Annotated in this window: 19 protein-coding genes; 15 read left to right on the top strand and 4 right to left on the bottom strand. The window is 68.0% G+C overall.

Annotated features, from left to right (window positions below; genetic code table 11):
* Nucleotides 1–163 precede the first annotated feature (163 nt).
* The 6 genes from RW112_RS07760 (at nucleotide 164) to RW112_RS07735 (ending at nucleotide 7114) form a co-directional block, all read left to right on the top strand.
* A complete protein-coding gene (locus tag RW112_RS07760; RefSeq protein ID WP_317781194.1) occupies nucleotides 164–1384 on the top strand; it encodes a beta-ketoacyl-[acyl-carrier-protein] synthase family protein in 1221 nt (406 codons plus the stop codon).
* Nucleotides 1385–1426: 42 nt separating this feature from the next.
* The gene (locus RW112_RS07755; RefSeq protein WP_317781193.1) at nucleotides 1427–2044 is read left to right on the top strand and encodes a phospholipase; all 618 of its coding nucleotides are present in this window, start codon (nucleotides 1427–1429) and stop codon (nucleotides 2042–2044) included.
* A 158-nt stretch (nucleotides 2045–2202) separates the two neighbouring features.
* Nucleotides 2203–3231, top strand: a complete 1029-nt coding sequence (locus tag RW112_RS07750) for a LacI family DNA-binding transcriptional regulator (protein ID WP_317781192.1) — start codon at nucleotides 2203–2205, stop codon at nucleotides 3229–3231.
* A 157-nt stretch (nucleotides 3232–3388) separates the two neighbouring features.
* A complete protein-coding gene (locus RW112_RS07745; protein ID WP_317781191.1) occupies nucleotides 3389–4147 on the top strand; it encodes an HAD-IA family hydrolase in 759 nt (252 codons plus the stop codon).
* 53 nt (nucleotides 4148–4200) lie between these two features.
* A complete protein-coding gene (locus RW112_RS07740) occupies nucleotides 4201–6561 on the top strand; it encodes a glycoside hydrolase family 65 protein (protein ID WP_317781190.1) in 2361 nt (786 codons plus the stop codon).
* A 73-nt stretch (nucleotides 6562–6634) separates the two neighbouring features.
* Complete coding sequence (locus RW112_RS07735; protein WP_317781189.1) at nucleotides 6635–7114, top strand: DUF2871 domain-containing protein; 480 nt, start codon at nucleotides 6635–6637, stop codon at nucleotides 7112–7114.
* A gap of 4 nt (nucleotides 7115–7118) precedes the next feature.
* Here RW112_RS07735 and RW112_RS07730 read toward each other — a convergent pair whose 3' ends face one another.
* Nucleotides 7119–8435 carry an MFS transporter gene (locus RW112_RS07730; protein WP_317781188.1) on the bottom strand — a complete coding sequence of 439 codons (1317 nt, stop codon included), beginning with the start codon at nucleotides 8433–8435 and terminating at the stop codon, nucleotides 7119–7121.
* Nucleotides 8436–8522: 87 nt separating this feature from the next.
* Here RW112_RS07730 and RW112_RS07725 point away from each other — a divergent pair, with 87 nt between their 5' ends.
* The 8 genes from RW112_RS07725 (at nucleotide 8523) to RW112_RS07690 (ending at nucleotide 19094) form a co-directional block, all read left to right on the top strand.
* Nucleotides 8523–9113, top strand: coding sequence for a hypothetical protein (locus RW112_RS07725; RefSeq protein ID WP_317781187.1), 591 nt, complete (start codon nucleotides 8523–8525; stop codon nucleotides 9111–9113).
* Between the two features lie 102 nt (nucleotides 9114–9215).
* Complete coding sequence (locus tag RW112_RS07720; protein ID WP_317781588.1) at nucleotides 9216–10100, top strand: hypothetical protein; 885 nt, start codon at nucleotides 9216–9218, stop codon at nucleotides 10098–10100.
* Complete coding sequence (locus RW112_RS07715) at nucleotides 10084–10833, top strand: 5-oxoprolinase subunit PxpA (RefSeq protein WP_317781186.1); 750 nt, start codon at nucleotides 10084–10086, stop codon at nucleotides 10831–10833. Before RW112_RS07720 ends, RW112_RS07715 begins: the two co-directional genes overlap by 17 nt.
* A 156-nt stretch (nucleotides 10834–10989) precedes the next feature.
* Nucleotides 10990–14700: a nitrate reductase subunit alpha gene (locus RW112_RS07710; protein ID WP_317781185.1), complete on the top strand. Its 3711-nt coding sequence runs from the start codon at nucleotides 10990–10992 to the stop codon at nucleotides 14698–14700.
* Nucleotides 14700–16391, top strand: a complete 1692-nt coding sequence (gene narH, locus RW112_RS07705; RefSeq protein ID WP_317781184.1) for a nitrate reductase subunit beta — start codon at nucleotides 14700–14702, stop codon at nucleotides 16389–16391. Before RW112_RS07710 ends, narH begins: the two co-directional genes overlap by 1 nt.
* Nucleotides 16388–17008 (top strand): nitrate reductase molybdenum cofactor assembly chaperone, encoded by a 621-nt coding sequence (gene narJ, locus RW112_RS07700; protein WP_317781183.1) that lies wholly within the window; start codon nucleotides 16388–16390, stop codon nucleotides 17006–17008. Before narH ends, narJ begins: the two co-directional genes overlap by 4 nt.
* A 2-nt stretch (nucleotides 17009–17010) precedes the next feature.
* Nucleotides 17011–17808, top strand: a complete 798-nt coding sequence (gene narI / locus RW112_RS07695) for a respiratory nitrate reductase subunit gamma (RefSeq protein ID WP_317781182.1) — start codon at nucleotides 17011–17013, stop codon at nucleotides 17806–17808.
* A gap of 62 nt (nucleotides 17809–17870) precedes the next feature.
* Nucleotides 17871–19094 carry an MFS transporter gene (locus RW112_RS07690; RefSeq protein ID WP_317781181.1) on the top strand — a complete coding sequence of 408 codons (1224 nt, stop codon included), beginning with the start codon at nucleotides 17871–17873 and terminating at the stop codon, nucleotides 19092–19094.
* Between the two features lie 140 nt (nucleotides 19095–19234).
* Here RW112_RS07690 and RW112_RS07685 read toward each other — a convergent pair whose 3' ends face one another.
* The gene (locus RW112_RS07685; protein ID WP_317781180.1) at nucleotides 19235–20608 is read right to left on the bottom strand and encodes a DUF445 domain-containing protein; all 1374 of its coding nucleotides are present in this window, start codon (nucleotides 20606–20608) and stop codon (nucleotides 19235–19237) included.
* Nucleotides 20609–20658: 50 nt separating this feature from the next.
* On the opposite strand from RW112_RS07685, the gene RW112_RS07680 reads away from it, so the two are divergent.
* Nucleotides 20659–21558 carry a glycerophosphodiester phosphodiesterase gene (locus tag RW112_RS07680; RefSeq protein ID WP_317781179.1) on the top strand — a complete coding sequence of 300 codons (900 nt, stop codon included), beginning with the start codon at nucleotides 20659–20661 and terminating at the stop codon, nucleotides 21556–21558.
* 82 nt (nucleotides 21559–21640) lie between these two features.
* Here RW112_RS07680 and RW112_RS07675 read toward each other — a convergent pair whose 3' ends face one another.
* Nucleotides 21641–23293, bottom strand: coding sequence for an ABC transporter permease (locus RW112_RS07675; protein WP_317781178.1), 1653 nt, complete (start codon nucleotides 23291–23293; stop codon nucleotides 21641–21643).
* Nucleotides 23290–24198, bottom strand: coding sequence for an ABC transporter ATP-binding protein (locus RW112_RS07670; protein WP_317781177.1), 909 nt, complete (start codon nucleotides 24196–24198; stop codon nucleotides 23290–23292). Before RW112_RS07670 ends, RW112_RS07675 begins: the two co-directional genes overlap by 4 nt.
* Nucleotides 24199–24231 lie beyond the last annotated feature (33 nt).

Genomic DNA, 24231 nt, shown 5'->3' with positions numbered 1-24231 from the left:
ACGGGACGGCGCGCGCTGGAGTCGTGTCACAGTCGTTATTTGCCGGCATATTGCCGGCGGTGGCGGAGTAACACCGGCGGCCCGAGGCGTGCCCCGCGTACTGTGGATTGCGTCCGCGGCAATCAGCGCGCAGCGACAACAGATCCCAGGAGCAGTGTTACCAATGTCTGAACAAATCCCCGCGGTAGTCGTCACCGGCCTGGGGGCAGTGACCCCCGTCGGCTCAACCGCCGGAGAAACATGGGATGCACTCCTTGCCGGGCGTTCCGGAATTGCGTCCCTCGACGAGGAATGGGCTGCCGGGCTGCCGGTGCGCATCGCAGGACGCGTCACTGCTGATGTTCCGGCGCTGCTGTCCACCCTGGAATACAAAAGGATGGACCGCTGCGGCCACCTGGCGCTCATCGCCGCCCGCGAGGCCTGGGCACACGCCGGCCGGCCGGAAACCGACCCGGAACGGCTCGCCGTCGTCATCGGGTCCGGCTACGGCGGCCTGGACACCACCCTGGAGCAGGCACGGACACTGGACTCCAAAGGCCCCCGCCGGGTCTCCCCGCACACCCTCACCCGGATCATGGTGAACGGCCCCGCGGCGTGGGTGTCCATCGACGTGGGAGCCCGCGGCGGGGCACGGACCCCCGTCAGTGCCTGCGCCTCCGGGGCCGAAGCGATCTCGCAGGCCGCCGACATGATCCGGAGCGGGGCTGCTGACGTGGTGATCGCCGGCGGCGTGGATTCCTGCATCAACGGCCTCACGATCAGCGGGTTTGCGCAGATCAGGGCGCTGTCCACCCGCAACGACCATCCCCTGGCCGCCTCGCGCCCCTTCGACCGGGACCGGGACGGCTTCGTGATGGGTGAGGGCGCCGGGATCGTGGTGCTGGAACGCGAAGACCACGCCCGCGCCCGCGGGGCCGAGGTGCTCGGGGTCATCGCCGGCAGTGCCGTCACTTCCGACGCCGTGGATATCGTGGCGGCCGATCCCGCCATGCAGCGCCGCGTCCTGCAAAAAGCCATCGCCGACGCCGGCCTCACCGGAGGCGACATTGGCTTCGTCCACGCCCACGCCACCTCCACGCCGGTGGGGGACCGGCTCGAAGCGGAAGCCATCGGCGCCGTCGTCGGACATTCCGTTCCGGTGACGTCCACTAAAAGCCTCACCGGGCACCTGCTGGGCGGGGCCGGAGCGCTGGGCGCCATCGTCACTATCCAGGCGCTGCGCACGGGCACCATTCCGGGGACCCTCAACCTCGACAACCAGGACCCGGACATCCACCTCAACATCGTGCCGGAGACCGCCCGGGGGCTCACGGCGACGGCAGGCATCTCCAATGCCTTCGGGTTCGGCGGCCACAGCGCCTCGCTGGTGATCACTGCCGGCTGAGTCCGCCACGTGGCGTTCGCCGGGGAAAGTTAGGCTGTTGCGATGGAGACAGTCGTATGGTCCAGGCCGGAGAACCAGCGCGCCGGCACGCCGCTGCTGGTGATGATGCACGGCTACGGCACCGATGAGGTGCGCATGTCCGACCTCTTCGACCAGTTGCCGCCGCAGTTCACCTGCGCCGCCCTGCGCGCGCCCAAGGTGATCGGGGACGATTACGGCTGGTTCCTGCTGGACTACTTCCTGACGCACGACTTCGCCGACGTGGTGTCCGTCAGCAACGCGGTGTTCGACTGGATCAATTCGGTCAAAGCGCAGCACAGCAGCGTGAGCCTGCTGGGATTCTCGCAGGGCATGGCCATGGCCAGCACGCTGCTGCGGCTGCGGCCGCACGACTTCCGGGCCGTGGTGGGGCTGTCCGGATTCGTCCTGGACAACGAACTGCTGGCCATGAGCGAATCGTTCGACACCAAACCGCCGTTCTTCTGGGGCCGGGACAAGGCGGACCTGGTGATCAACGACGCCGCGGTGGAGCACACCGCTGAATGGCTGGGCCGGAACACGCAGCTGACGGCGCGGACGTATCCCGGAATGGGCCACACCATTTCCAAGGCCGAGATGGTGGATGTGAGCGCCTTCCTGCGCCACTACGTGCTGCGCTGAGGCGCCGGCCACCAATCTCGCCCGGGAGGGAAATCCGTAAGAATCCGCACCTGCGGGGTAAAACCAGTTGCGCGCTAAATTTGTAAGCGCTTACACTCTTCTTCGGCCATGTACCGGGCCCAGGACTCCAGAGGAAGAAAGGGCTGAGCCCGTGTCGCATGGCTAAAGCACCGCGCGTGACCATCCAGGACGTAGCCGCATTGTCGGGGCTGTCCATTTGCACCGTTTCCCGTGCGCTGCGCGGCCTGCCCAACGTCTCCGAATCGGCCCACCGGAAGGTTGCGGACGCCGCCACCAAGCTCGGTTACAAGGCATCCTCCGCGGCGTCGCGCCTCGCCGGCGGAACCACGGGGTCCGTCGCCATCATCGCGCCCACCGCCACTGCATGGTTCTTCGCCCAGGCCGTGGAAGCGGCAGAGGAAGTCTTCGCGGACAGCGGCTTCGACACCGTACTCATCAGCCTCCGCAACACCCCCAGCGTCCACCGCAAGGTCTTCAGCGACCTTGACGCCCTGGCGCAGCGCGTGGACGGCGTCCTGCTGCTCAACATCGCGCTCAGCGCCGGCGAAATCGAGGCACTGGCCTCTTCCGGACTGGCCGTTGCGAGCGTGGGGATGCAGAACGTCCCCTGGGACAACGTGGGCATCGACAACGAGGACGCGGCCTACCAGGCCACCAGCCACCTGCTGGGCCTGGGGCACTGGGACCTTGCCATCCTTTCCGGCCGCGAACCGGGAGAGGGCTCGGTAGCCACAGCCACGGACCGCCTCAACGGGTTCCGGCGGGCGCTGTCGGAGCACCACTTAACGGCGGATCCGGACCTGGTGATGGACGCCGGTTCAAGCATAGAAGGCGGCCGCCGGGCCATGACCGAGCTCATCGAAAACCGCAGGATGCCCTCCGCAATCTTCGCCGGCTGCGACGAAACTGCCTTCGGAGCGCTCATGGCCCTGCGGGAGCTCGGTTTGTCAGCACCGAAAAACGTGTCCATCATAGGAATAGACGATCATCAGATGAGTTGGTTCCTGGGCCTGAGCACCATGGCGCAGCCGGTAGCCGACCAGGGCGCCTTCGCGGCCAACCTGCTCATCGAAGGACTCCAACGTCCGGGGCCGCTGAGTGCCTCCGCCAGCCACCTGCTGGATACCAAGCTGATTGAACGCAAGAGCACGCGCAGAAAACGCTGACGCGCACACTGATCCGGGGCGCCGACGCCCCCACCGAACCGGCCACTGACCGCGCACCTGCACGAACGCACCTGCACCAAACGGTTCACACCGCACCTTAAACCTGCACTATCCACGCACGTCCACTGCCGCCGTCTGAAAGGACACCGAGTACCCCATGACTGAACTTTCCAGCAGCACCACCGGTAGCAGCACCCCCGGCAGCACCCACGGCTGGACCGGGGCGTCCGCCATCCTCTTCGACCTTGACGGCGTGCTCACGCCCACGGCGATCGTGCACGAGCGCGCGTGGCAGGAACTGTTCGACGGCTTCCTGCGGGACGTTCCGGAGGCAGCGGGCTACCGCGAGAGCGACTACTTCGACCACATCGACGGCAAGCCCCGGTTCGACGGCGTCCGCGACTTCCTCGCCTCACGCAGCATCGTGCTGCCCGAAGGCCCGCTCGACGACGATCCCGCCAACGACACCGTCCACGGCCTCGGCAACCGCAAGAACAAGGTTTTCAACGACATCGTCGCTTCCGGCGTGGCACCCTACGAGGGCTCGGTGCGCTTCCTGGAAGCCGCCCTCGCGCGGGGACTCAAGGTCGCCGTCGTCTCTTCCTCCCGGAACGCACCGGCGGTGCTGAACGCGGCGGGACTGGCGCACCATTTCCCGGTGGTGGTGGACGGCGTCGTGGCCGCTGCCGCGGGCCTGCCCGGCAAGCCCAGCCCGGCCACCTACAACTACGCAGCACAACTGCTGGACCTCCCCAGCGAGGAATGCGTGGTGGTTGAGGACGCCGTGTCCGGCGTCCAGGCCGGGAACGCCGGCACCTTCCACTCGGTGATCGGCGTGGACCGCGGAGCTGGCCGGCAGACGCTGCTGAACGCCGGCGCCACGCTGGTGGTGGAGGACCTGAACCAACTCCTCTAGCCCGGCCCGAACTCCCCCCAACCTGCACAACGCCAAAAGGAACCCCAACAGCCATGGCACTCATCACCTCTGACCGCGCTCGTTTCCCGAACGATCCCTGGCAGCTCGTGGAGACCGTCCACCTTCCCGGAAACGCCGGAACCCTGGAAACCCTCTTCAGCCTGGGCAACGGCCATCTGGGCATCCGCGGCGCCCACTGGGCATCCGCGGACGCCGACCTTCCCGGCAGCTTCATCAACGGCTTCCACGAAACCTGGGACATCAAGCACGCAGAAAATGCGTTCGGCTTTGCCCGGACGGGCCAGCGGATCCTGTACATCCCGGACGTGAACAACTTCACGGTGATCATCGACGGCGAAACACTGGCCCTCAGCGAATCGACGGTGCTCGACTACCGCCGGTCCGTTGACTTCGCCACCGGGATCTATGAATGCCGGATCACTTGGCAGTGCCGTTCCGGTGCCACTGTGACCACCACGGAGCGCCGGGCCGTGGGCTACCAGTCCCGCGGCACCCTGGGCATCAGCCTCGAAGTCGCCGCGGACCGGGACATCTACGCGGACGTCACATCCTCCGTCATCAACCGCCAGGACCAGCCCGTGGAGGACCACTCCACCCACGATCCGCGCCGGGCCGGACGGCACGCCGGCCGCGTCCTGCTGCCGGTACGGCTCGACGGCGGCGACGGCTCCCTGCGCCTCTCCTGGGAAGCAGCCGAGTCCCGGCAGCGCGTCGGCCTGGCCGTGGACCACTGGACGTCGGCCGACGTGCAGCCGTTCGAGACCCTGGTGGACCAGGACGACAGCAGCATCCGGTACGTCCTCGCAGTGGGCGCAGACCAGCCCTTCCGCCTCGAGAAGAGCGCCAGCTACGCCGTGGCGCGCGCCTTCCGCGAAGGAGCCGTGGACGGCGGTTCCCCGCAGGACCCGTCCGAAGCAGCGGAGGGCGCCCTTCAGCCCGTCAGCGCGATCTTCGCCGAGAGCGAGGCGCACTACCGGGACTACTGGGCGACCACGGACATCGTGGTGGGCGGCCAGCCCGAGCTGCAGCAGGCCATCCGCTGGAACCTCTTCCAGCTGGCCCAGGCCACCGCCCGCGCGGACGTTGCCGGCATCCCGGCCAAGGGCGTCAGCGGCTCCGGCTACGACGGGCACTACTTCTGGGACCAGGAGGTGTACCTGCTGCCGTACCTGACGTACACCAACCCGGACAACGCGCGCCAGGTGCTGGAGTTCCGGCATGAGATGCTGCCGGACGCCAAGGTGCGCGCCAAGGAACTGAGCGTGGACGGCGCCCTGTTCCCGTGGCGCACCATCAACGGGCTCGAGGCCAGCGCCTACTACGCCGCCGGCACCGCGCAGTTCCACATCGCGGCCGCCGTCGCCTTCGCCGCCAACAGGTACATCTGGGCCAGCGGCGATGCGGACTTCAAGCACGGCATGGGCTCGGAGCTGCTGATCGAAACCGCCCGGATGTGGGTCTCCCTCGGCTTCTTCGGCAAGGACGGGCTCTTCCACATCCACGGCGTCACCGGCCCGGACGAGTACACGGCCGTGGTGAACGACAACCTCTACACAAACGTCATGGCCCGGTTCAACCTGCGCACCGCGGCGGCCCTGGACCACCCGGAAATCGACGACGCCGAACGCGAACTCTGGGAGCAGGCTGCCATCCGGATGCAGCTGCCCTACGACGAAGACCTCGAGGTGTATTCGCAGGACAACGACTTCATGACGCTGGAGCCGTGGGACTGGAGCACGCCCCGCTCCAAGTACCCGCTCCTGCTGAACTTCCACCCGCTGGTGATCTACCGCCACCAGGTGCTCAAGCAGGCGGACACCGTGCTGGCGATGTTCCTGCAGTGGCAGGATTTCACGCCCGAGGAAAAGCGGCGGGCGTTCGACTTCTACGATCCGATCACCACCGGCGACTCCACCCTGTCCGCCTGCGTGCAGGGGATCATGGCCGCCGAGGTGGGCTACGGAAAAGCCGCGCTGGACCACTTCACCCACGCGCTGTACATCGACCTCGACGACACCCACGGCAACACCATCGACGGCGTGCACATCGCCTCCACCGGCGGCGTCTGGAGTTCACTGGTCAGCGGCTTCGCTGGACTCCGTGACCAGGGCGCTGTTCCGTTCTTCGACCCGAGGCTGCCGGGCGAATGGGACAGCCTGGCCTTCCACCTCAAGGTGCAGGGCCGCCTGCTCTACGTGGAACTGGAGCAGGGATCCATCGGCCTCAGCATCAGTGAGGGCGAACCGCTGGAGGTCAACGTCCGCGGCGAGCTGCTCACCGTGGGCCACGAGGTGGCCCGGGTGCCGCTGGCTCCGGTCGGCGTCCCGGAGCCCACCATCTTCCCGAGCGGACTTCCGACGGCGTCCATCCCGATCGTGCGCGCCAGCAGCTAAGTAGTCCCAACAGACGGGCGGGATCAACCGAACGGTTGATCCCGCCGTCGTGCTTCAGCGACAGACTGGAGGAGTGAAAAAACTCTTCCATGCCTCGTTCGCCTATGCCCTCGCCGGAGTTCTCTCAGGCCTCTACTACCGGGAATTCACCAAGGCCAACGGCTTCACCGGCGAGTCCCAGCTGGGCCTGGTGCACACGCACTGGCTGGTGCTGGGTTTCATCGTGCTGCTGCTGGTGCTGATGCTGGAGAGGTCCTTCGGGATGTCCGCGGCGGCGCCAAGGCTCTCGGCCTGGTTCTTCTGGATCTGGAATGCCGGCGTGGTGGTCACCGGCGGGATGATGCTGGTGAAGGGGACGCTGGTGGTCGCCGGTGCCGGTTCAGGTGCCGGCTTCAAGGCCCTTGCCGGCATTGCCGGCACCGGGCACATGCTCCTCACCGCCGGCCTGGTGCTGCTCTTCCTGGCCCTGCGGAAGGCCCTCGCCGCGGCGCCGCAGGCGGCTGCTTCGCTGCCGGCAGCCCCCGGCCCCCTGCCCGCAGGCACCAACGCCTAGCTGCCTAGGGGCTGTCCGCCGGTTCCCGGTCCCCGGAACTGCGGTCCAGGGGATGGGCCAGCTCGTCGGCCGGCATCCGGGCCACCACCACGGCCACCACGGCCATCACCGGGCACACGCCGCCGGCCACCAGGAAGATCACCCACGTGGGCACGACTTCCGCCGCAGGTCCCGCCAGTGCCATCGAGACGGGCATCAGGGCCAGCGACACGAAGAAGTCCAGGCTGGACACGCGGCCCAGCAGGTGCGGAGGGACGCGGCGTTGCAGGAGCGTCCCCCAGATGACCATCCCGGCGCCGCCGGTGGCACCGAAAATGAACAGCGCCGCGGCGACCATCCAGAAGCTGTCCATGAAGCCGACTGCCGCGAGGGGAAGGCTGCCGGCACCCCACGAAACCATCATCACCGTGAGGTAGCGCCGCGGCAGGGCAAAGGAGGCCGTGGCCAGGGAAGCGGCCGCCCCGCCCGCGCCCATCACGGCCAGCAGGAAACCGAACATGCGTGAATCGCCGCCCAGCTGGTCGCGGACCACGAACGGCAGCAGCACCTCGATGGGTCCGATCAGGAACAGCACCGAGATGCAGGCCCAGACCAAAGTCCACAACAGCCACGGCGTCCGGACCGTGTAGCTGACACCTTCACGGAGATCGTGGAGGAGGGACGTCCCGGCCCGTTCGACGGCCGGCCCGCCGTCTGTACCCTTCCCGCTGTCGGTGCCGGGAGCCTCAAGCGCGTGCCGGCCCAGGAAGTTGAGGATGATGAACGCGAGGAGGTGGCATGCCGCCACGCCCGTGACGGCATGCGAGGGGGACAATGCGGCCACCAGGATGCCCGCGACGGCGGGCCCGGCCGCCTGCTGCAGGATGGGCCGCATGGTCCCCTCCATGCCGTTCGCCGCCAGCAGGTCCTCAGCCGGCAGGATCCTGGGCAGGATGGCCGAATAGGCCGGAAAGAAGAAGGCCGCTCCCACGCCGAGGACAAAAGCGCCCACTGCAAGGTGCCACAGCTGCAGCCACCCGGCCAGGGCAAGTCCGCTGATGGCTGCGATCACGGCGAGGTTGGTGCCCTCCACAGCGATGATCAAGAGCCGCTGGGGCACCCGGTCCGCTGCGATCCCGCCCGCCAGGACGAACGCCACCAGTCCCACGCTGCCCGCGGCGGCAACGAGGGACAGCTCAAGCGGGCCGCCGCCCAGGTGGATCACCTGGTAGACCATCGCAACAGCCCACATCCCGGAGCCGAAAATCGAGATGGCCAGTGCCGCAATCAGGACCCGGTATTCCCGGTGCGCAAAGGGCCTGAAGGCTTTGGGGGTGGGCATATGGATAGTCTAGGCCCGCGTATCCGGCCGCGCCGCTGCGGCGGCCAGCGCAGGGGCCCTGCCCTCCTTGCGTACTAGGCTCAGCACATGGGGAACAGTCCGGCAGGCGCGTCGCGCCGCAGCATGGCATTCATCGGCAGCAATTCGGGGCTGGCGCTGCACCCGGTGAACCGTGACGGCGTCCACATCCCCGGCGAACCCGCCAGCTGCTTCGCCTCCTTCTGGATGGCCGACTGGTCCAGGTGGGGGAGCGGATACGCCCTGCTGGTGGCCACCCGGCAAGGCTGGCGCAGCTACGGTTCCAACGGCTATTTCGCTGAAACCCTGGCCAAAGAGCTGGCCTGCTATTTTCCGGAGGCGGCCAGGTTTCCGCTGGCTGAACTAGTCCACACCCAGGACGAGTTCGACGTCGAACTGGACATGGAGCGCGGCTTCCGTGCCGCGGGCCGCAGGGCCGAACTGGAGATCAGCGGGGTCCTGGACCGCCGCCAGTTTTCGGCGCCCGACTTCCAGCTCGGCGGGAGCAGTGCCGCCCTGGCGAATGTCTACCTCCCGTGCAGCACCGGACGCCTGTCCGAATTCGGCGTGGAATGGCCGGGCTCAGCCACGGTGTATCCCGGACCGCGCGGACCGTCGTCGTCCGCTTATATTGCGGTGGCCGAATCCTGGGTGATGTAGCAAGGTGGCTTAGTGTTAAGGGTGAGGGGCAGCCATGTGCTGCTCCGCCCGGAGTAACTACAGTTGCGCCGGCGGCTTGTTCCCGTTCCAGGAAAGGTGACGATTGCCATGCGGAAGAACCCTGCAATGAGACTTGCACAAAAAACCGCGCACAAGGCGGTGTTCGATTCCCAAGGCAAACCCAAGCCCGGATTGCACGGCATGTTGCTGCGGGCTGTCGAAATCCAGCGCCCCCTGGTGCTCGCCAACCTCCGGCGGCTCCAGCGCAGGCACCCGCGCGCCACGGCGGCGCAGCTGGCTGACAAGCTGGAACGCGACTACCTGCTGGCCGTGACCGGCGGCGGTGCACTCGTGGGCGGTTCCGCCGTCATCCCGGGCGTCGGCACCGTGGCCGCCCTGGGCCTCTCCGCCGCGGCCACCGTCGGTTTCCTCGAAGCCACCGCGCTGTATGCAACGTCCCTGGCCGAGCTGCACGGCATCCGCATGGTGGATCCCGAAAAGGCCGGCACACTGGTCATGGCCATCATGCTGGGCGAGGAAGGGACCGCCCTCCTCGGAAGCCTCAGCGGCCAGGCCGCGGGCCGCAGCAAGGGCCCCACGGACGCCTGGGGCTCCGCCTTCGCCCGTAAGACCTCCTTCCCGGGCTTCGGCTCGGTGCGCGACCGGATCCAGCGGGCGTTCCTCCGCAACCTGCTGCAGCGGCAGGGGACGGCGCTGCTGGGCCGGGCGCTGCCGTTCGGCGTCGGCGCCGTGGTGGGCGGCGTGGGCAACCGCGTGATGGGACGCGCCGTCGTCGCCAGCGCCAAGGAAGCATTCGGCCCCATGCCGGACACGATTCCCGGCGAGCTGACCCCCGGCAGCGGGACATCCGGCAGCGGCGCTGCCAGCGGCAACGCCTCCGGCAGCAACGCTGCAGGCACCCCCGGTGCAGGCAGCGCCGGCGGAGACTCGAACGTGAAAGGCGGATTCATTGGATCTGAACGCTGACCTGGGGGAGTCCTTCGGCTCCTGGACCATGGGGGACGACGCCGCCATGTTCCCGCTGATCACCAGCGCCAGCGTGGCCTGCGGCCTGCACGCCGGGGACCCCGTCACCATGCTGGACACCTGCCGGGCGGCCTTCGAGCTGGACGTCCGGGTGGGTGCCCACGTGGGGTACCCGGACCTGCCCGGCTTCGGCCTGCGGTCCATCGACATGACCTTCGACGACCTCTTCGGGGCCGTGCTCTACCAGCTCGGTGCGCTCGACGGCGTGGCGCACGCCGTCGGGGCATCCGTGGACTTCGTTAAAGTGCACGGGGCCCTGTACGAACGCACCATGCACGACGCCGAGCAGGCCTCCGCCGTGGTCGCAGCCATCCAGGCCTACGATCCCGGCCTGCCCATCCTCGGACTGCAGGGGTCCGCGCTCCTGTCCATCGCCGCGGAAGCCGGCCACCCCGTGTTTCATGAGGCATTTGCGGACCGCGGCTACCTGCCGGACGGGTCCCTCCTGCCGCGCACCGCGGACGGCGCGTTGCTCGAGGACCCCCGGGAAATCGCCGAGCGCGCGGTCCGCCTGGCCGTCCACGGTGAAGTGGAGGCGGTCGACGGCACCGTGGTCCGGCTGCAGCCCCATTCGATATGCGTCCACGGCGACACTCCGGGTTCGGTGGAAACGGCCGCCGCCATCCGCAAGGCCCTGGAGGCCGCAGGGGTGGAGCTCGAACCCTTCGCGTAGAGCCCTCTGCGGGACGTTGGGCCCGCCTCCTCAAGCGCGAACGGACACGTGCGGCCCTTCCGAAGGGTGCTCAACTGTCCGTTCGCGCTTCTTTCGCGCGGAGCCAGTGCCGTTCGGCCCTAGCCGGGGCTTCACGCGGCAACCTAGCTTGAGGGCATGGCTGCCGGACCCCATGCGGGGTTAGATGGACCCGCATCAGATGCAATGTTGAAGCTGGGCCGTTTCTTCACCAAATGGGACCAGACCGACGACGGCCGGGCGGTGTTCCGGGAAGGCGGCCGCAAGGGCGACATCTTCTACCGCGACCGCTGGAGCCACGACAAGGTGGTCCGCTCCACGCACGGGGTGAACTGCACCGGCTCCTGCTCCTGGAAGGTGTACGTCAAGGACGGCATCATCACCTGGGAGTCGCAGCAGACCGATTACCCCTCAGTGGGCCCGGACAGCCCGGAATACGAACCGAGAGGCTGTCCGCGCGGGGCTGCCTTTTCCTGGTACACCTACTCGCCGACGCGGGTCCGCTTCCCGTACGCCCGCGGCGTCCTCGTCGAAATGTACCGCGAGGCGAAGGCCCGCCTCGGCGATCCGGTGCTCGCTTTCGCAGAAATAGCCGGTGATCCGGAAAAGCGTCGCCGCTACCAGCAGGCCCGCGGCAAGGGCGGCCTGGTGCGCGTCTCCTGGCAGGAGGCGGTCGAAATCGCGGCCGCCGCGCACGTGAACACGATCAAGACCTACGGCCCGGACCGCTGCGCCGGCTTCTCGCCCATCCCCGCGATGTCCATGGTGTCGCACGCCGTGGGGACCCGCTTCATCCAGCTGATCGGCGGGGTGATGACGTCCTTCTACGACTGGTACGCGGACCTGCCCGTGGCCAGCCCCCAGGTCTTCGGTGACCAGACGGACGTGCCGGAATCCGGCGACTGGTGGGACGCACGCTACCTCATGATGTGGGGCTCCAACGTCCCGGTCACCCGGACGCCGGACGCGCACTGGATGGCCGAGGTGCGGTACCGCGGCACCAAGGTGGTCACCGTCAGCCCGGACTACGCGGACAACACCAAGTTCGCCGACGAGTGGCTCCCCGCCCAGGCCGGAACGGACGCCGCGCTGGCCATGGCCATGGGGCACGTCATGCTCAAGGAATTCTTCGTGGACCGGGATGTCCCGTTCTTCTCCGATTACGTCCGGCAGTACACGGACCTGCCGTTCCTGGTCCGGCTGGTAAGGAACGACGACGGCGCGCTGACGCCGTCGAAATTCCTCACCGCCCGGGATCTCCGGGGGGAGTCCGGGGCTGAGGACGCGGCGTTCCGCACCGTCCTGTTCGACAAAAAGACCGGCCGGACCGCGGTGCCCAACGGCTCCCTCGGGTTCCGGTATTCCGGCAGCGGCGAGGGCAAGTGGAACCTCGACCTCGAAGGGATCGAGCCCGCGTTGTCCCTGCGGGAGGTGTCCGGTGAAAGCGCCGAAATCCTGCTCCCGTGCTTCGAGGACTCCGGCGGGGAAGGGAGCGTGCTGCGCCGCGGCGTTCCCGTCCTCGAGGTGGAAGACCAGCTGGTCACCACCGTGTTCGACCTGATGCTGGCCCAGTACGGCGTGGGCCGGGACGGGCTGCCGGGGGAGTGGGCCGCCGGCTATGACGACGCGTCCACGCCCTACACCCCGGCCTGGCAGGAGGAAATCACCAGCGTTCCCGCGCAGGCGTGCATCCGGGTGGCGCGGGAGTTCGCCCGCAACGCCGAGCAGTCCAAGGGCCGGTCCATGATCATCATGGGCGCCGGAATCTGCCAGTGGTTCCACGGCGACACCACCTACCGGGCCGTGCTGGCGCTGGTGATGCTGACCGGCTGCATGGGCCGCAACGGCGGCGGCTGGGCACACTACGTGGGGCAGGAAAAGACCCGCCCGGTCACCGGCTGGCTGTCGCTGGCCAACGCCCTGGACTGGTCACGGCCGCCGCGGACCATGATCGGCACCGGCTACTGGTACATGCACACGGACCAGTGGCGGCAGGACGGCTACTCCGCGGACGCGCTGAAATCCCCGCTCTCCACCGGCGCCCTGGATGGCATGCACACGGCGGACGCGCTGGCCCAGTCCGCCCGGCTCGGCTGGATGCCGTTCTACCCGCAGTTCGACCGCAACCCGCTGGACCTCGCCGACGAGGCGGAGGCTGCCGTCGCCGCCGGGACCGCGAAGGATACGCCCGGCTACATCGCGGACGCGCTCAAGAACCGCACCCTGAACCCCGCGATCGAGGACGTGGACGCTCCGGAGAACTGGCCCCGGACCCTGGTGCTGTGGCGCTCCAACCTGTTCGGCTCCTCGGCCAAGGGCAACGAGTACTTCCTGCGGAACCTGCTGGGCACGCACAACAACGTCCTGGGCCAGGACCACGCCGAGGGTCTCATGCCCAGCGACGTGAAATGGCACGAGCAGGCGCCGGAGGGGAAGCTGGACCTGTTGGTCTCCGCTGATTTTCGGATGACCTCCACCACGCTGCTGTCCGACGTCGTGTTCCCGGCCGCCACCTGGTACGAGAAGCACGACCTGTCCTCTACGGACATGCACCCGTTCGTCCACGCCTTCAGCCCGGCGATCGATCCGCCGTGGGAAACGAAAACGGACTTCGACACCTTCCACCTGCTGGCCCGCGAGTTCTCGCGGCAGGCGAAGACCCACCTGGGCGTCCGCCGCGACCTGGTCAGCGTGCCGCTGCAACACGATACCCCGGGCCAGCTGGCCCAGCCGGGCGGGATCGTGCGTGACTGGCGGGAAACCGGCGTCCCCGCCGTGCCGGGGCAGAACATGCCCGTCTTTTCAGTCGTGGAACGGGACTACACGGCCATCGCGGACAAGCTTGCCGCCGTCGGACCCCTGGCCGACAAACTGGGCTTCACGGTCAAGAACGTCACCTACAAACTGGCAGGGCCGTTGGAGCGGCTCAGCCGCTCCAACGGCGTGATGCTCGGCGGCGCCGCGGACGGCAGGCCGGCCATGGACACCGACGCAAAAATGGCGGAGGCGATTCTCGCCTTTTCGGGCACCACCAACGGCGCGCTGTCCGTGCAGGGCTTCAAGGACCTGGAAGTCCGCACCGGGAGGAAGTTGGCGGACCTGTCCGAGGGCTCCGAGGAAAAGTTCATCACCTTCGCCCAGACCCAGGCCGGACCGGTCCCGGTGATCACTTCGCCGGAGTGGTCCGGCTCCGAAACGGGCGGCCGCCGTTACGCGCCGTTCACCATCAACGTGGAACGGCTCAAGCCCTTCCACACCCTGACCGGCCGGATGCACTTCTTCCTCGACCACGACTGGATGATCGACATCGGCGAGGCCCTGCCGATCTACCGCCCGCCGCTGGACATGCACCGGCTCTTCGGCGAACCAAAGCTGGGCCGGGACGGTGCCATGGAGGTGGTGGTCAGGTACCTCACCCCGCACTCCAAGTGGTCCATCCATTCCGAGTACCAGGACAACCTGCTGATGCTCTCGCTGTCCCGCGGCGGCCCCACGGTGTGGATGAGCCCCGCCGACGCCGAGGCCATCGAAGTCAGGGACAACGACTGGGTGGAATGCCTGAACATCAACGGCGTCCTGGTGGCCCGGGCCATCGTCAGCCACCGGATGCCCGCCGGCGTGGTCTACGTCCACCACGCGCAGGAACGCACCATCGACGTGCCGAAGTCCGAGGCAACGGGACGCCGCGGCGGCATCCACAACTCGGTGACCCGGCTGCTGGTCAAACCCTCCCACCTGATCGGCGGCTATGCCCAGCAGGCCTACGCCTTCAACTACCTCGGCCCCACCGGAAACCAGCGCGACATGGTGGCCACCGTCCGCCGTCGTTCCCAGGAGGTGCAGTACTGATGCGTGTCATGGCTCAAATGGGCATGGTCATGAACCTGGACAAGTGCATCGGCTGCCACACCTGTTCCGTGACCTGCAAGCAGGCCTGGACCAACCGCGCCGGCACCGAATACGTCTGGTTCAACAACGTGGAGACCCGGCCCGGCCAGGGCTACCCGCGCCGCTACGAGGACCAGGAAAGGTGGCACGGCGGCTGGGTGCTGAACAAACGCGGCAAGCTGGTGCTCAAGGCCGGCGGCCGGGTGAAGAAGCTCCTGGGGATCTTCGCCAGCCCTGTCCAGCCCGAGCTCAAGGACTACTACGAGCCGTGGACCTACGACTACAAGACCCTCGTGGACGCGCCGCTGGGCGACGACTTCCCGGTGGCCCGGCCCAAGTCCCTGATCACCGGCAAGGACACGAAAATCACCTGGTCCGCGAACTGGGACGACGACCTTGGCGGCTCCTCCGAGAACGGCCACCTGGACCCGATCGTGGAGAAAGTCCGGCGCGAGTCCGAGGACAAGATCAAGTTCGCCTACGAGCAGACCTTCATGTTCTACCTGCCGCGGATCTGCGAGCACTGCCTGAACCCGTCCTGCATGGCCTCCTGCCCCTCCGGCGCGATCTACAAGCGGGTGGAGGACGGCATCGTGCTGGTGGACCAGGACAAGTGCCGCGGATGGCGGCAGTGCGTCACCGGCTGCCCGTACAAGAAGATCTACTTCAACCACAAAACGGGCAAGGCCGAGAAATGCACCTTCTGCTACCCGCGGGTGGAAGTGGGGCTGCCCACGGTCTGCTCGGAGACCTGCGTGGGCCGGCTGCGGTACCTGGGGTTGTTCCTGTACGACGCCGACGCCGTCACCGCCGCGGCCGCCGTCACGGACCCCCGGGAACTCTACGACGCCCAGATGGACGTGCTGCTTGATCCGAACGACCCCGCCGTCCAGGCCGCAGCCCGCGCCCAGGACATTCCGGAGGACTGGATCGATGCCGCCCGGCGCTCGCCGGTGTATGCCCTGGCCAAGGTCTACAAGGTGGCGCTGCCGCTGCACCCGGAGTACCGGACCATGCCCATGGTCTGGTACGTGCCTCCGCTCTCACCCGTGGTGGACCTGCTGCGGGATCAAGGGCACGACGGCGAGGATCACGGCAACCTTTTCGGCGCCATTGAGGCGCTTCGCATCCCGGTGGAATACCTCGCGGAACTGTTCACGGCCGGGGACGCGGAGCGGGTCACCGCCGTCTTGAAGAAGCTTGCGGCGATGCGCTCCTACATGCGCGGCATCAGCCTGGGCAACGACCCGGACGATTCCATCCCGGAAGCGGTGGGCATGGACGGCCAGACGATGTACGAGATGTACCGGCTGATGGCGATCGCGAAGTACGACGAGCGCTACGTCATCCCCAAGGCCCACGTGGAACAGGCCCATGACCTCGAGGAGATGGGCTGCTCGCTGGACTTCGAGGGCGGCCCGGGCATGCAGGATACAGCCCACTTCGGCGAGGCCAGCGGCCGCCCGGTCCCCGTGGCGGTGGAAACCTTCAATGCCCTCCGCGACCGGCAGACCTCCGAGTCAGCCCCCGGGGAAACCACCCTGCGCGGCCGGGTGAACCTGCTCAACTGGGACGGCACGGGGGCGCCTCCGGGGCTTTTCCCGGACAAAGGGTTGCTTCCGGAGAAGCATTCGCCAGGGGAGCAGCCATGAGCCGGCGCGAACAGGTGGTCTACCTTGCGGCGGCCTGGTGCCTGTCCTACCCGGATGAGGAACTGATCAGCAGGGTCCCCCTCATGCGGGCCGCGCTGGGCGAGTTCCCGGGCGCGTTGCCGGACTTCGCCGGGGTGCTGGACCTGCTGGAATCCACGCCGCCCATGGAGGTGCAGGCCCACTATGTGCGGGAGTTCGACCTCGGCAAGCGCCACGCCCTGCACCTGAGCTACTGGACGGACGGCGACACCCGGCGCCGCGGTGAGGTGCTGGGCAACTTCAAGAAAACGTACCGGCAAAGTGACATGCTGGTGGACACCCACGGTGAACTCCCGGACTACCTGCCGATGGTGCTGGAATTCGCCGCGGTGGTGGATCTGGCTGCCGGGCGGGATCTGCTCACCCGCTTCCGGGCGAGCCTGGAAATGCTGCGTTTCGGGCTGCTGCGGGACGAGTTGCCGCACGCGCGGATCCTGCAGGCCGTCTGCGCCACCCTGCCCGGGAAATCGCCCGCGGACGAGCAGGCGGTGATGCGGATGGCCGGCTACGGTCCTCCCGCCGAAGCCGTGGGGCTTGACCCCTACGATCCGCGACTGTTGCCCGTGAAGGGGGCCTGACCATGGTGAGCTTCGAGACGCTGCCCTTTGAAACACAGCCCGGCGCCGCCGTCGAACTTTCTGCCCTGGACGCTGTGCTGTGGGGCGTCCTGCCGTACGTCATGGTGGTGGTGCTGGTGGGCGGGCTGGTCTGGCGGTACAAGTACGACCAGTTCGGCTGGACCACCCGGTCCTCCCAGCTCTACGAATCCAAACTGCTGCGGATCGCGTCGCCGCTGTTCCATTTCGGCCTGCTGGCCGTGATTGCCGGGCACTTCTTCGGCCTGGTGATTCCGATGGCGTGGACCCAGGCGGTGGGCATGAGCCAGGACTTCTACCACTTCAACGCGCTGTTTGTGGGCGGGATTGCGGGGGTGGGGACCCTCGGCGGGATCATCCTGCTGATCTACCGCCGCCGCACCACCGGGCCGGTGTTCATGGCCACCACCACGAACGACAAGACCATGTACGTGGTGCTCACCGCCGCCATCGTGTTCGGCCTCTGGACCACCCTGGCCAGCGTTTTCGAAGGCGAGCACGGGCACAATTACCGCGAGACGGTGGCCCCGTGGTTCCGCTCGCTGTTTGTCCTCCAACCTGACATCGCGGCCATGGCGGCGGCACCGTTCTCCTTCCACCTGCACACCCTGGTGGGCATGGCCCTGTTTGTCATCTGGCCGTTCACCCGGCTGGTCCACGCCTTCACGGCTCCGCTGCACTACCTGTTCCGGCCCTACATCGTCTACCGTTCGCGGGACGCCGTCACCCGGCGCGGCTGGGCGCCCGTGGGAACCCGGGACAGGGACACCCGTAACCGCTGAACTGACCGGCTGAGACCAAGGCCCGCTGAAACCGGAGCCTGTTGAACCAAAAGGAGTGCACAGTGGCTGGAACCGCACCGTCCCCGACGTCCGCCTCCACAGGCCGGACCAGGAACCTGGTACTGGCCACCGCAGCGTCCGTGGCGGGCTTCTGGGCCTGGAACTCCGTGGCCACGCTGGGCGCCTTCTACACCCAGAACCTGCAGCTGAACCCGGCCACCACGGGCGTCCTGGTGGCCATGCCGGTGTTCGTCGGCTCGCTGGGGCGGATCGTCGTCGGTACCCTGACGGACCGGTACGGCGGCCGGGCGATGTTTACGTTCGTGCTGCTCGCGTCCATCCTGCCCATCCTGCTCGTGTCCGTCGGCGGCCTCCTCAGTTCCTTCCCGCTGGTGCTGGGCGCCGGCCTGCTGCTCGGCGTTGCCGGAACCGTCTTCGCCGTCGGAATCCCGTTTGTCAGCGCCTGGTACGAACCGTCCCGGCGGGGCTTCGCCACCGGTGTCTTTGGCGCCGGCATGGGCGGAACGGCGCTGGCCGCCTTCCTCAACCCCCGGCTCGTGGCCGCCATCGGGTACTTTCCCACGCACCTGCTGATCGCCGGGGTCCTTGCCGTGATGGCGGCCCTGGTCTGGTTCCTGATGAAGGAATCCCCGGGCTGGACCCGCAACAACGCTCCCGTGCTGCCCAAGCTCCTGGACGCCGCCAGGACGCCGGTGACGTGGAAGATGTGCTTCCTCTACGCCGTCGTCTTCGGCGGATTCGTCTCCTTCGCCACGTACCTGCCCACCTACCTGCGGGACGTGTACAGCTTCGATCCGAGCGGCGCCGGTGCCCGCACGGCCGGGTTTGCGCTCGCAGCAGTGCTGGCACGGCCGGTGGGCGGCGTGCTCGCGGACAAGTTCGGGCCCAAGCCGGTGGTAATCGTCTCGCTTACCGCCGTCGCCGTCCTGGCGTGGGTGGTGAACCTGCAGCCCGACGGCGAGGTCCCGGCGGGCCTGACCTTTGTCGCCATGGCGGCAGCCCTTGGACTGGGGACTGGCGGGGTGTTCGCCTGGGTGGGCGTGCTGGCTCCGCAGGGGAAGGTGGGCAGCATCAGCGGTGTGGTCTCAGCGGCCGGCGGCCTGGGCGGCTACTTTCCGCCGCTGGTGATGGGGGCAACGTACGACGCCGCGACACACAGCTATTCGATCGGGCTGCTCCTGCTGGTGGTTACAGCGCTTGTGGCACTGGCGTTCACCATCTTCGGCATCAGGGGCCGGACCAAAGCGCGGGTGGTGCCGGCGTAGCGCGAGGTCCAGAAAGCGCGAACGGACACTTGCGGCCCTTCGGAGGGGTGCTTAAGTGTCCGTTCGGGCTTCGGGAGGGGTGCTTAAGTGTCCGTTCGGGCTTCGGGAGGGGTGCTTAAGTGTCCGTTCGCGCGTGGGGGTCAGCCGAAGGCCAGGTGCGCCGCCGTGAAGATGGCCAGGCCGGCCAGGGCGCCCACCACGGTGCCGTTGATCCGGATGAACTGCAGGTCCTTGCCCACCTGCAGCTCGATCTTCTGCGAGGTCTCCTCGGCATCCCAGCGCGCCACCGTATCCGTGATCACGCCGGCGATGTCCGAGCGGTACGTCTTCACCAGGTAGCCCGCGGCGTCTCCGATCCACGCGTTCACCTTCCCGGCCAGCTCGGGGTCAACCACGAGCCGGGTGCCGAAGTCGTGCACGGCGGCCTTGAACTTCACGGTCAGTTCGCTGTGGGGATCGTCGACGGCGCTGAGCAGCGCAGCCTTGATGGTGCCCCACGTGCGGGATGCCAGTTCGCGGACCTCGGGGTCGCCCAGGACCTGCGCCTTGATCCCTTCGGCACGGGCGATCATCACGGGGTCGTGCTGCAGATCCTGCGCCAGATCGGTCAGGTACTTGTCGATGGACTGGCGGACCTGGTGCTGCGGGTCGGACTGCACAGCCTTGGTGAACTTCAGGATTTCCACATAGACCTTGTCTCCCACGAGCCCGTCCACGAACTGCGGAACCCACTGCGGGGACCGGTCCGACACCAGCCTGCTGACGGTCTCGTGGTTGTCCCGGACCCAGTCCACGGTCCGGTCCACCAGCAGGTCCACCAGCGTGTGGTGGTGCCCGTCGGCGAAGATCCGCTCGGCGAGCCTGCCCACCGGAGGGCCCCACGGCGGAGTGAGCAGGTGCTTTCGGACCATCGACTCGATCACGGCCTGGACGTCGTCGTCGTTCAATACCTTGAACGCACCGCGGATGACGGCGGCACCCTCCTTGGCCACGCGCTCGGCGCCGCCGGGACCGGACAGCCACGCGCCGGCCTTCCGCGCGATGTCCACGGAAGCGAGTTTCTCCTGGACCACCTGTTCGGAAAGGAAGTTGGTCTCCACGAACTCACCCAGCGAGGCGCCGATCTGGTCCTTGCGGCGCGGAATGATGGCCGTGTGCGGGATCTTGATCCCCATGGGGTACTTGAACAGCGCCGTCACGGCGAACCAGTCCGCGAGGGCGCCCACCATCCCGCCCTCCGCAGCGGCACGCACGTATTCCAGCCACGGGTATTGCTTCTGCAGGGCGAAGGCAAAGACGAAAATCACCGCCATGACAATCAGCAGGCTCAGCGCCAGCAGCTTCATTTTCCGCAGGGCGGCAGCCTTTTCGGCGTCACCGCCCAGGCCGCGGTCGACGACGGCGGCACCGGCACCGGCGCCGGAACCGGCACCTGGCTTGCCGGCATCTGGCTTGGCGGCATTCGCCGGCCCGGTTGCAGCGGGACGGGTGGTTTGTTCACTGTTCACCTGCATGTGCCCAGCCTAGCCCCGCATCCGCCCCGGGCGTCCGCTAACGTGTCACCATGACTACCGACGAGTCCGTCTCCTTCCGGCCGCTGGTCTACGCCCACCGGGGAGCCAGCGCCGCCTTCGCCGAGCACACCCGGGCCGCCTACCTGCAGGCGATTGCGGACGGCGCCGACGGCGTGGAATGCGACGTCCACCTCAGCCGCGACCAGCATGTAATCCTGCTGCACGACGCCAACCTGGACCGCACCTCGGACGGCACCGGACCGGTGGCGGACCGGACCCTCGAGGAACTGCGACTGCTGGATTTTTCCTCGTGGAAGGGCGCCCGCATCCCGCTTGAATACGGCGGGAAGTTCGACCAGCTGCTGACGCTGCCGGAGCTGCTGGACGTCCTCCGGAAGGCGGGCCGGGAGATCGGGCTCGCCATTGAGCTCAAGCATCCCAGCCCCTACCTGCTGCAGCTGGAGGACCGCGTGCTGGAGGTGCTGGAAGCGGAAGGGTGGGATCCCCTCACCTCCCGCGTGGACAACATCAGCGTCTCCTTCATGAGCTTCAGCCCGGACGCCGTCAAGCACCTGCTCAAGACCGTGCCCGCCGAGTTCGTCTGCCAGCTGGTGGACGACATCAACGCGGAGGAAATCCGGGAGGAACTGGGCCTGGGACTCATCACAGGCGGGGCCGTGGCGAACGTCATGCGGGCCGCCCAGGTGGAAGGCGAACGGATCCTGAACGACTGCGAAGTGAGGCTGGCCGGACCGGGCATCAACTACGTCCGGGAGCACGCCCGCACCGTGAAGCGCTGGCTGGATTCCGGCCGGAGGTTCAGGGTGTGGACTGTCGATTCGGACCGGGACGTGGCGCTGTGCCAGGAGCTGGGCATCCACGAAATCACCACCAACCGGCCGGCGCAGGTGCTGGCCCGGCTCGCCGAGAGCAGCCATCCCGTCGGCTGAACAGCCGGTTCAGCCGCGGGGACTGCCCTGGTCAGCGCAGCTCACGCCGCATCAGCGCAGCTCACGCCTCATCAAGCGCAGTTCATGCCTCAAGGTCGCGGCGCCGCCAGCCGGCGTAGCCCAGCGCGCCAAGGACTGCCGCGGCAACCGTGAGGGCCACCAGCGCCGGAACTGACCCGGCATCCACCGGAAGCAGCGGGGTATGCCGGAACGGCGAGAGGTCCATCAGCCATTCCGGAGCGTTCCAGAGCACTCCGAATTCACCCAGCGCGATGAGGCCCAGCAGGAGCACCCAGACGGCCCCGGCCAGGCGCGGTACCCAGCCGAACACTGCCAGTGCGGCGCTGGTGAGAACCCAGGCAGCCGGAATCTGGGCCAGCGCCGCCACGGTGGACCGGACGACAAGGTCCACGTCATTGACGGCGGCGGCAGCCCCGATGCCGATGGAGACGCCGGTCAGCAGTTGCAGCAGCGCAACGCCGGCCAGTGCCACGCCGTAATGGCTGCTGGCCCAGCGGATGCGGGTGGTGGCAGTGCCCAGCAGGGCCTCGGTGTGCCCGGCAGCCTCCTCGCTGCGGAGGTGGTTGGCCGCGGAGATGCCATACGCGGCCGCGATGACGCCCATGATGCTGATCTCGGCAGCGAGGAACGCATCCGTCAGGGCCTGCGGACCGCCCAGCGCCCGCATCAGGTCCTGGGCGCCGGGGGAACTCAGGAAGTCCGCCACGTTGCCCACCAGCGAGCCGATTACCACGCCAAAAAGCACGAACGCCACGCACCACGCCACCAGGACGCGGTACTGCAGCCGCACGGCGAGGCCCAGCACGCCGGACAGGTGTCCGCGTGCGGGGCCCGGCCGCTCATCGCGGAGGCCGGCGCCGAGGTCGCGCCGGGACCGGAGGAAGAACGCGACGGGCACCAGCGCAGCGCAGAGCGCCAGGGGCAGCGAAAGCACCCACCAGTGGTCACCGGCATAGGCCCGGATCTGCTGGTTCCATCCGATGGGTGATAGCCAGGACCATACCGACGGGCCGGGCTCGGCGAGGTCGCCCACCGCCCGCAGCCCGTAGGTCACGGCGATGACTCCGATGCTGAACCCGGTGGCGGCGCGGGCGCTGGCCGTGAGCTGGGCCGCCAGGGCCGCCACCGCGCTGTACGCCATCCCCGTGGCTGCCCAGCCCAGACCGAAGGCGAGTGACCCGTTACCGGGCAAACCGCCGACGGCGAGGGCAGCCGCGGAAAACAGCCCGGTCAGGATACTGGCGGCAAAGCTGATGGCCAGTGCGGACACCAGCGGCGCGTCGCGTCCCAGCCGGCCTCCGCCCAGCAGTTCCAGCCGTCCGCTCTCCTCGTCTCCCCGCGTGTGCCGGATGGTGAGGATGACCATGAGGACCGCAAGGATAGCCGTCATAAAGGCCGTGTATTTGATGAGGGAAAGAGCGCCGAGCGAGGCGGGATCGTAGATCCGGCCAAAGAGCGCCACCATGGATGCCGTGGCGTTCAGCGCGGTGGAGGCCTCCACCCGGCTGGCCGCGTCCGGGTACAGTTCGGCGCCGGCCACCGCCGTCGAGTAGGCAATCAGGGCGAACCCCGCTATCCAGAGCGGCAGCAGCCAGCGGTCCCGCCGCAGGCCAAGCCGGATCAGGACACCGGTTCCGGCCAGGGTGCCGGTCACGGACCCGGACGTCGTCGTGGCGGGCGTCCGGGTTTGCGTCCGGGGCGTGGTGCCGGTCATCGCCGGGCTGCTTCGAACGATCCTGCCGGGCCGTAGTGGCGCAGGAACAAATCCTCCAGGGTGGGCGGCTGGCTGGTCAGCGACTGCAGCCCGGCAGCCGTCAGGGCCTGCAGGAAGGGCCCCAGCCCTGCGGGGTCCACCTGGGCGGTCACACGGTGGTCGGTCACCACAACGTCGTGGACGCCGGGAAGGAGGTCCAGGCCAAGGGGCACACGGGCGACGTCGGCAGTAACCGACGTGCGCGTCAGGTGCCGCAGCTGCTCCAGCGGCCCGGACTCCACCACCTTGCCGGCGCGAATGATGCTGACCCGGTCCGAGAGGGCCTCGGCCTCGCTCAGGATATGGCTGCTCAGCAGGACTGTGCGGCCCTGCCCGCGCAACTCACGGACGCAGCCCCGGAAGGCATCTTCCATCAACGGGTCCAGGCCGCTCGTGGGCTCGTCCAGCAGGAAAAGCTCGGCGTCCGTGGCCAGGGCCGCCACCAGCGCAACCTTTTGCCGGTTGCCCTTGGAATAGGTGCGTGACTTCTTTGTGGGGTCGAGGTCGAAAGTCTCCAGCAGTGCGTCCCGCCGGGCACGGTCCTGTCCGCCTTGGAGCCGGCCCAGCAGGTCGATCACCTCCCCGCCGGTCAGGTTCGGCCAGAGGGCAACGTCTCCTGGCACATAGGCCAGCCGGCGGTGCAGGGTGGCAACGTCGTGCCAGGGATCCAGGCCCAGCACCCGGATCGACCCGGAATTGGCCCGGAGCATGCCCAGCAGCAACCGCAACGTAGTGGACTTGCCGGATCCGTTGGGACCCAGGAATCCGTGCACTTCGCCCGCCGCCACACTGAAGTCGAGGCCGTCGAGGGCAGTGACGCTTCCGAAACGCTTCACGACGCCGGTCATTTCCACCACGCTGCTCATAATCACAAAGCTACGCCCGGTTGCCTGTCCTGA

Origin of the sequence: Arthrobacter sp. B10-11, from assembly GCF_033142195.1 — a bacterium.
GTDB lineage: Bacteria > Actinomycetota > Actinomycetes > Actinomycetales > Micrococcaceae > Arthrobacter > Arthrobacter oryzae_C.
This window is presented reverse-complemented; position numbering and strand designations above follow the sequence as displayed.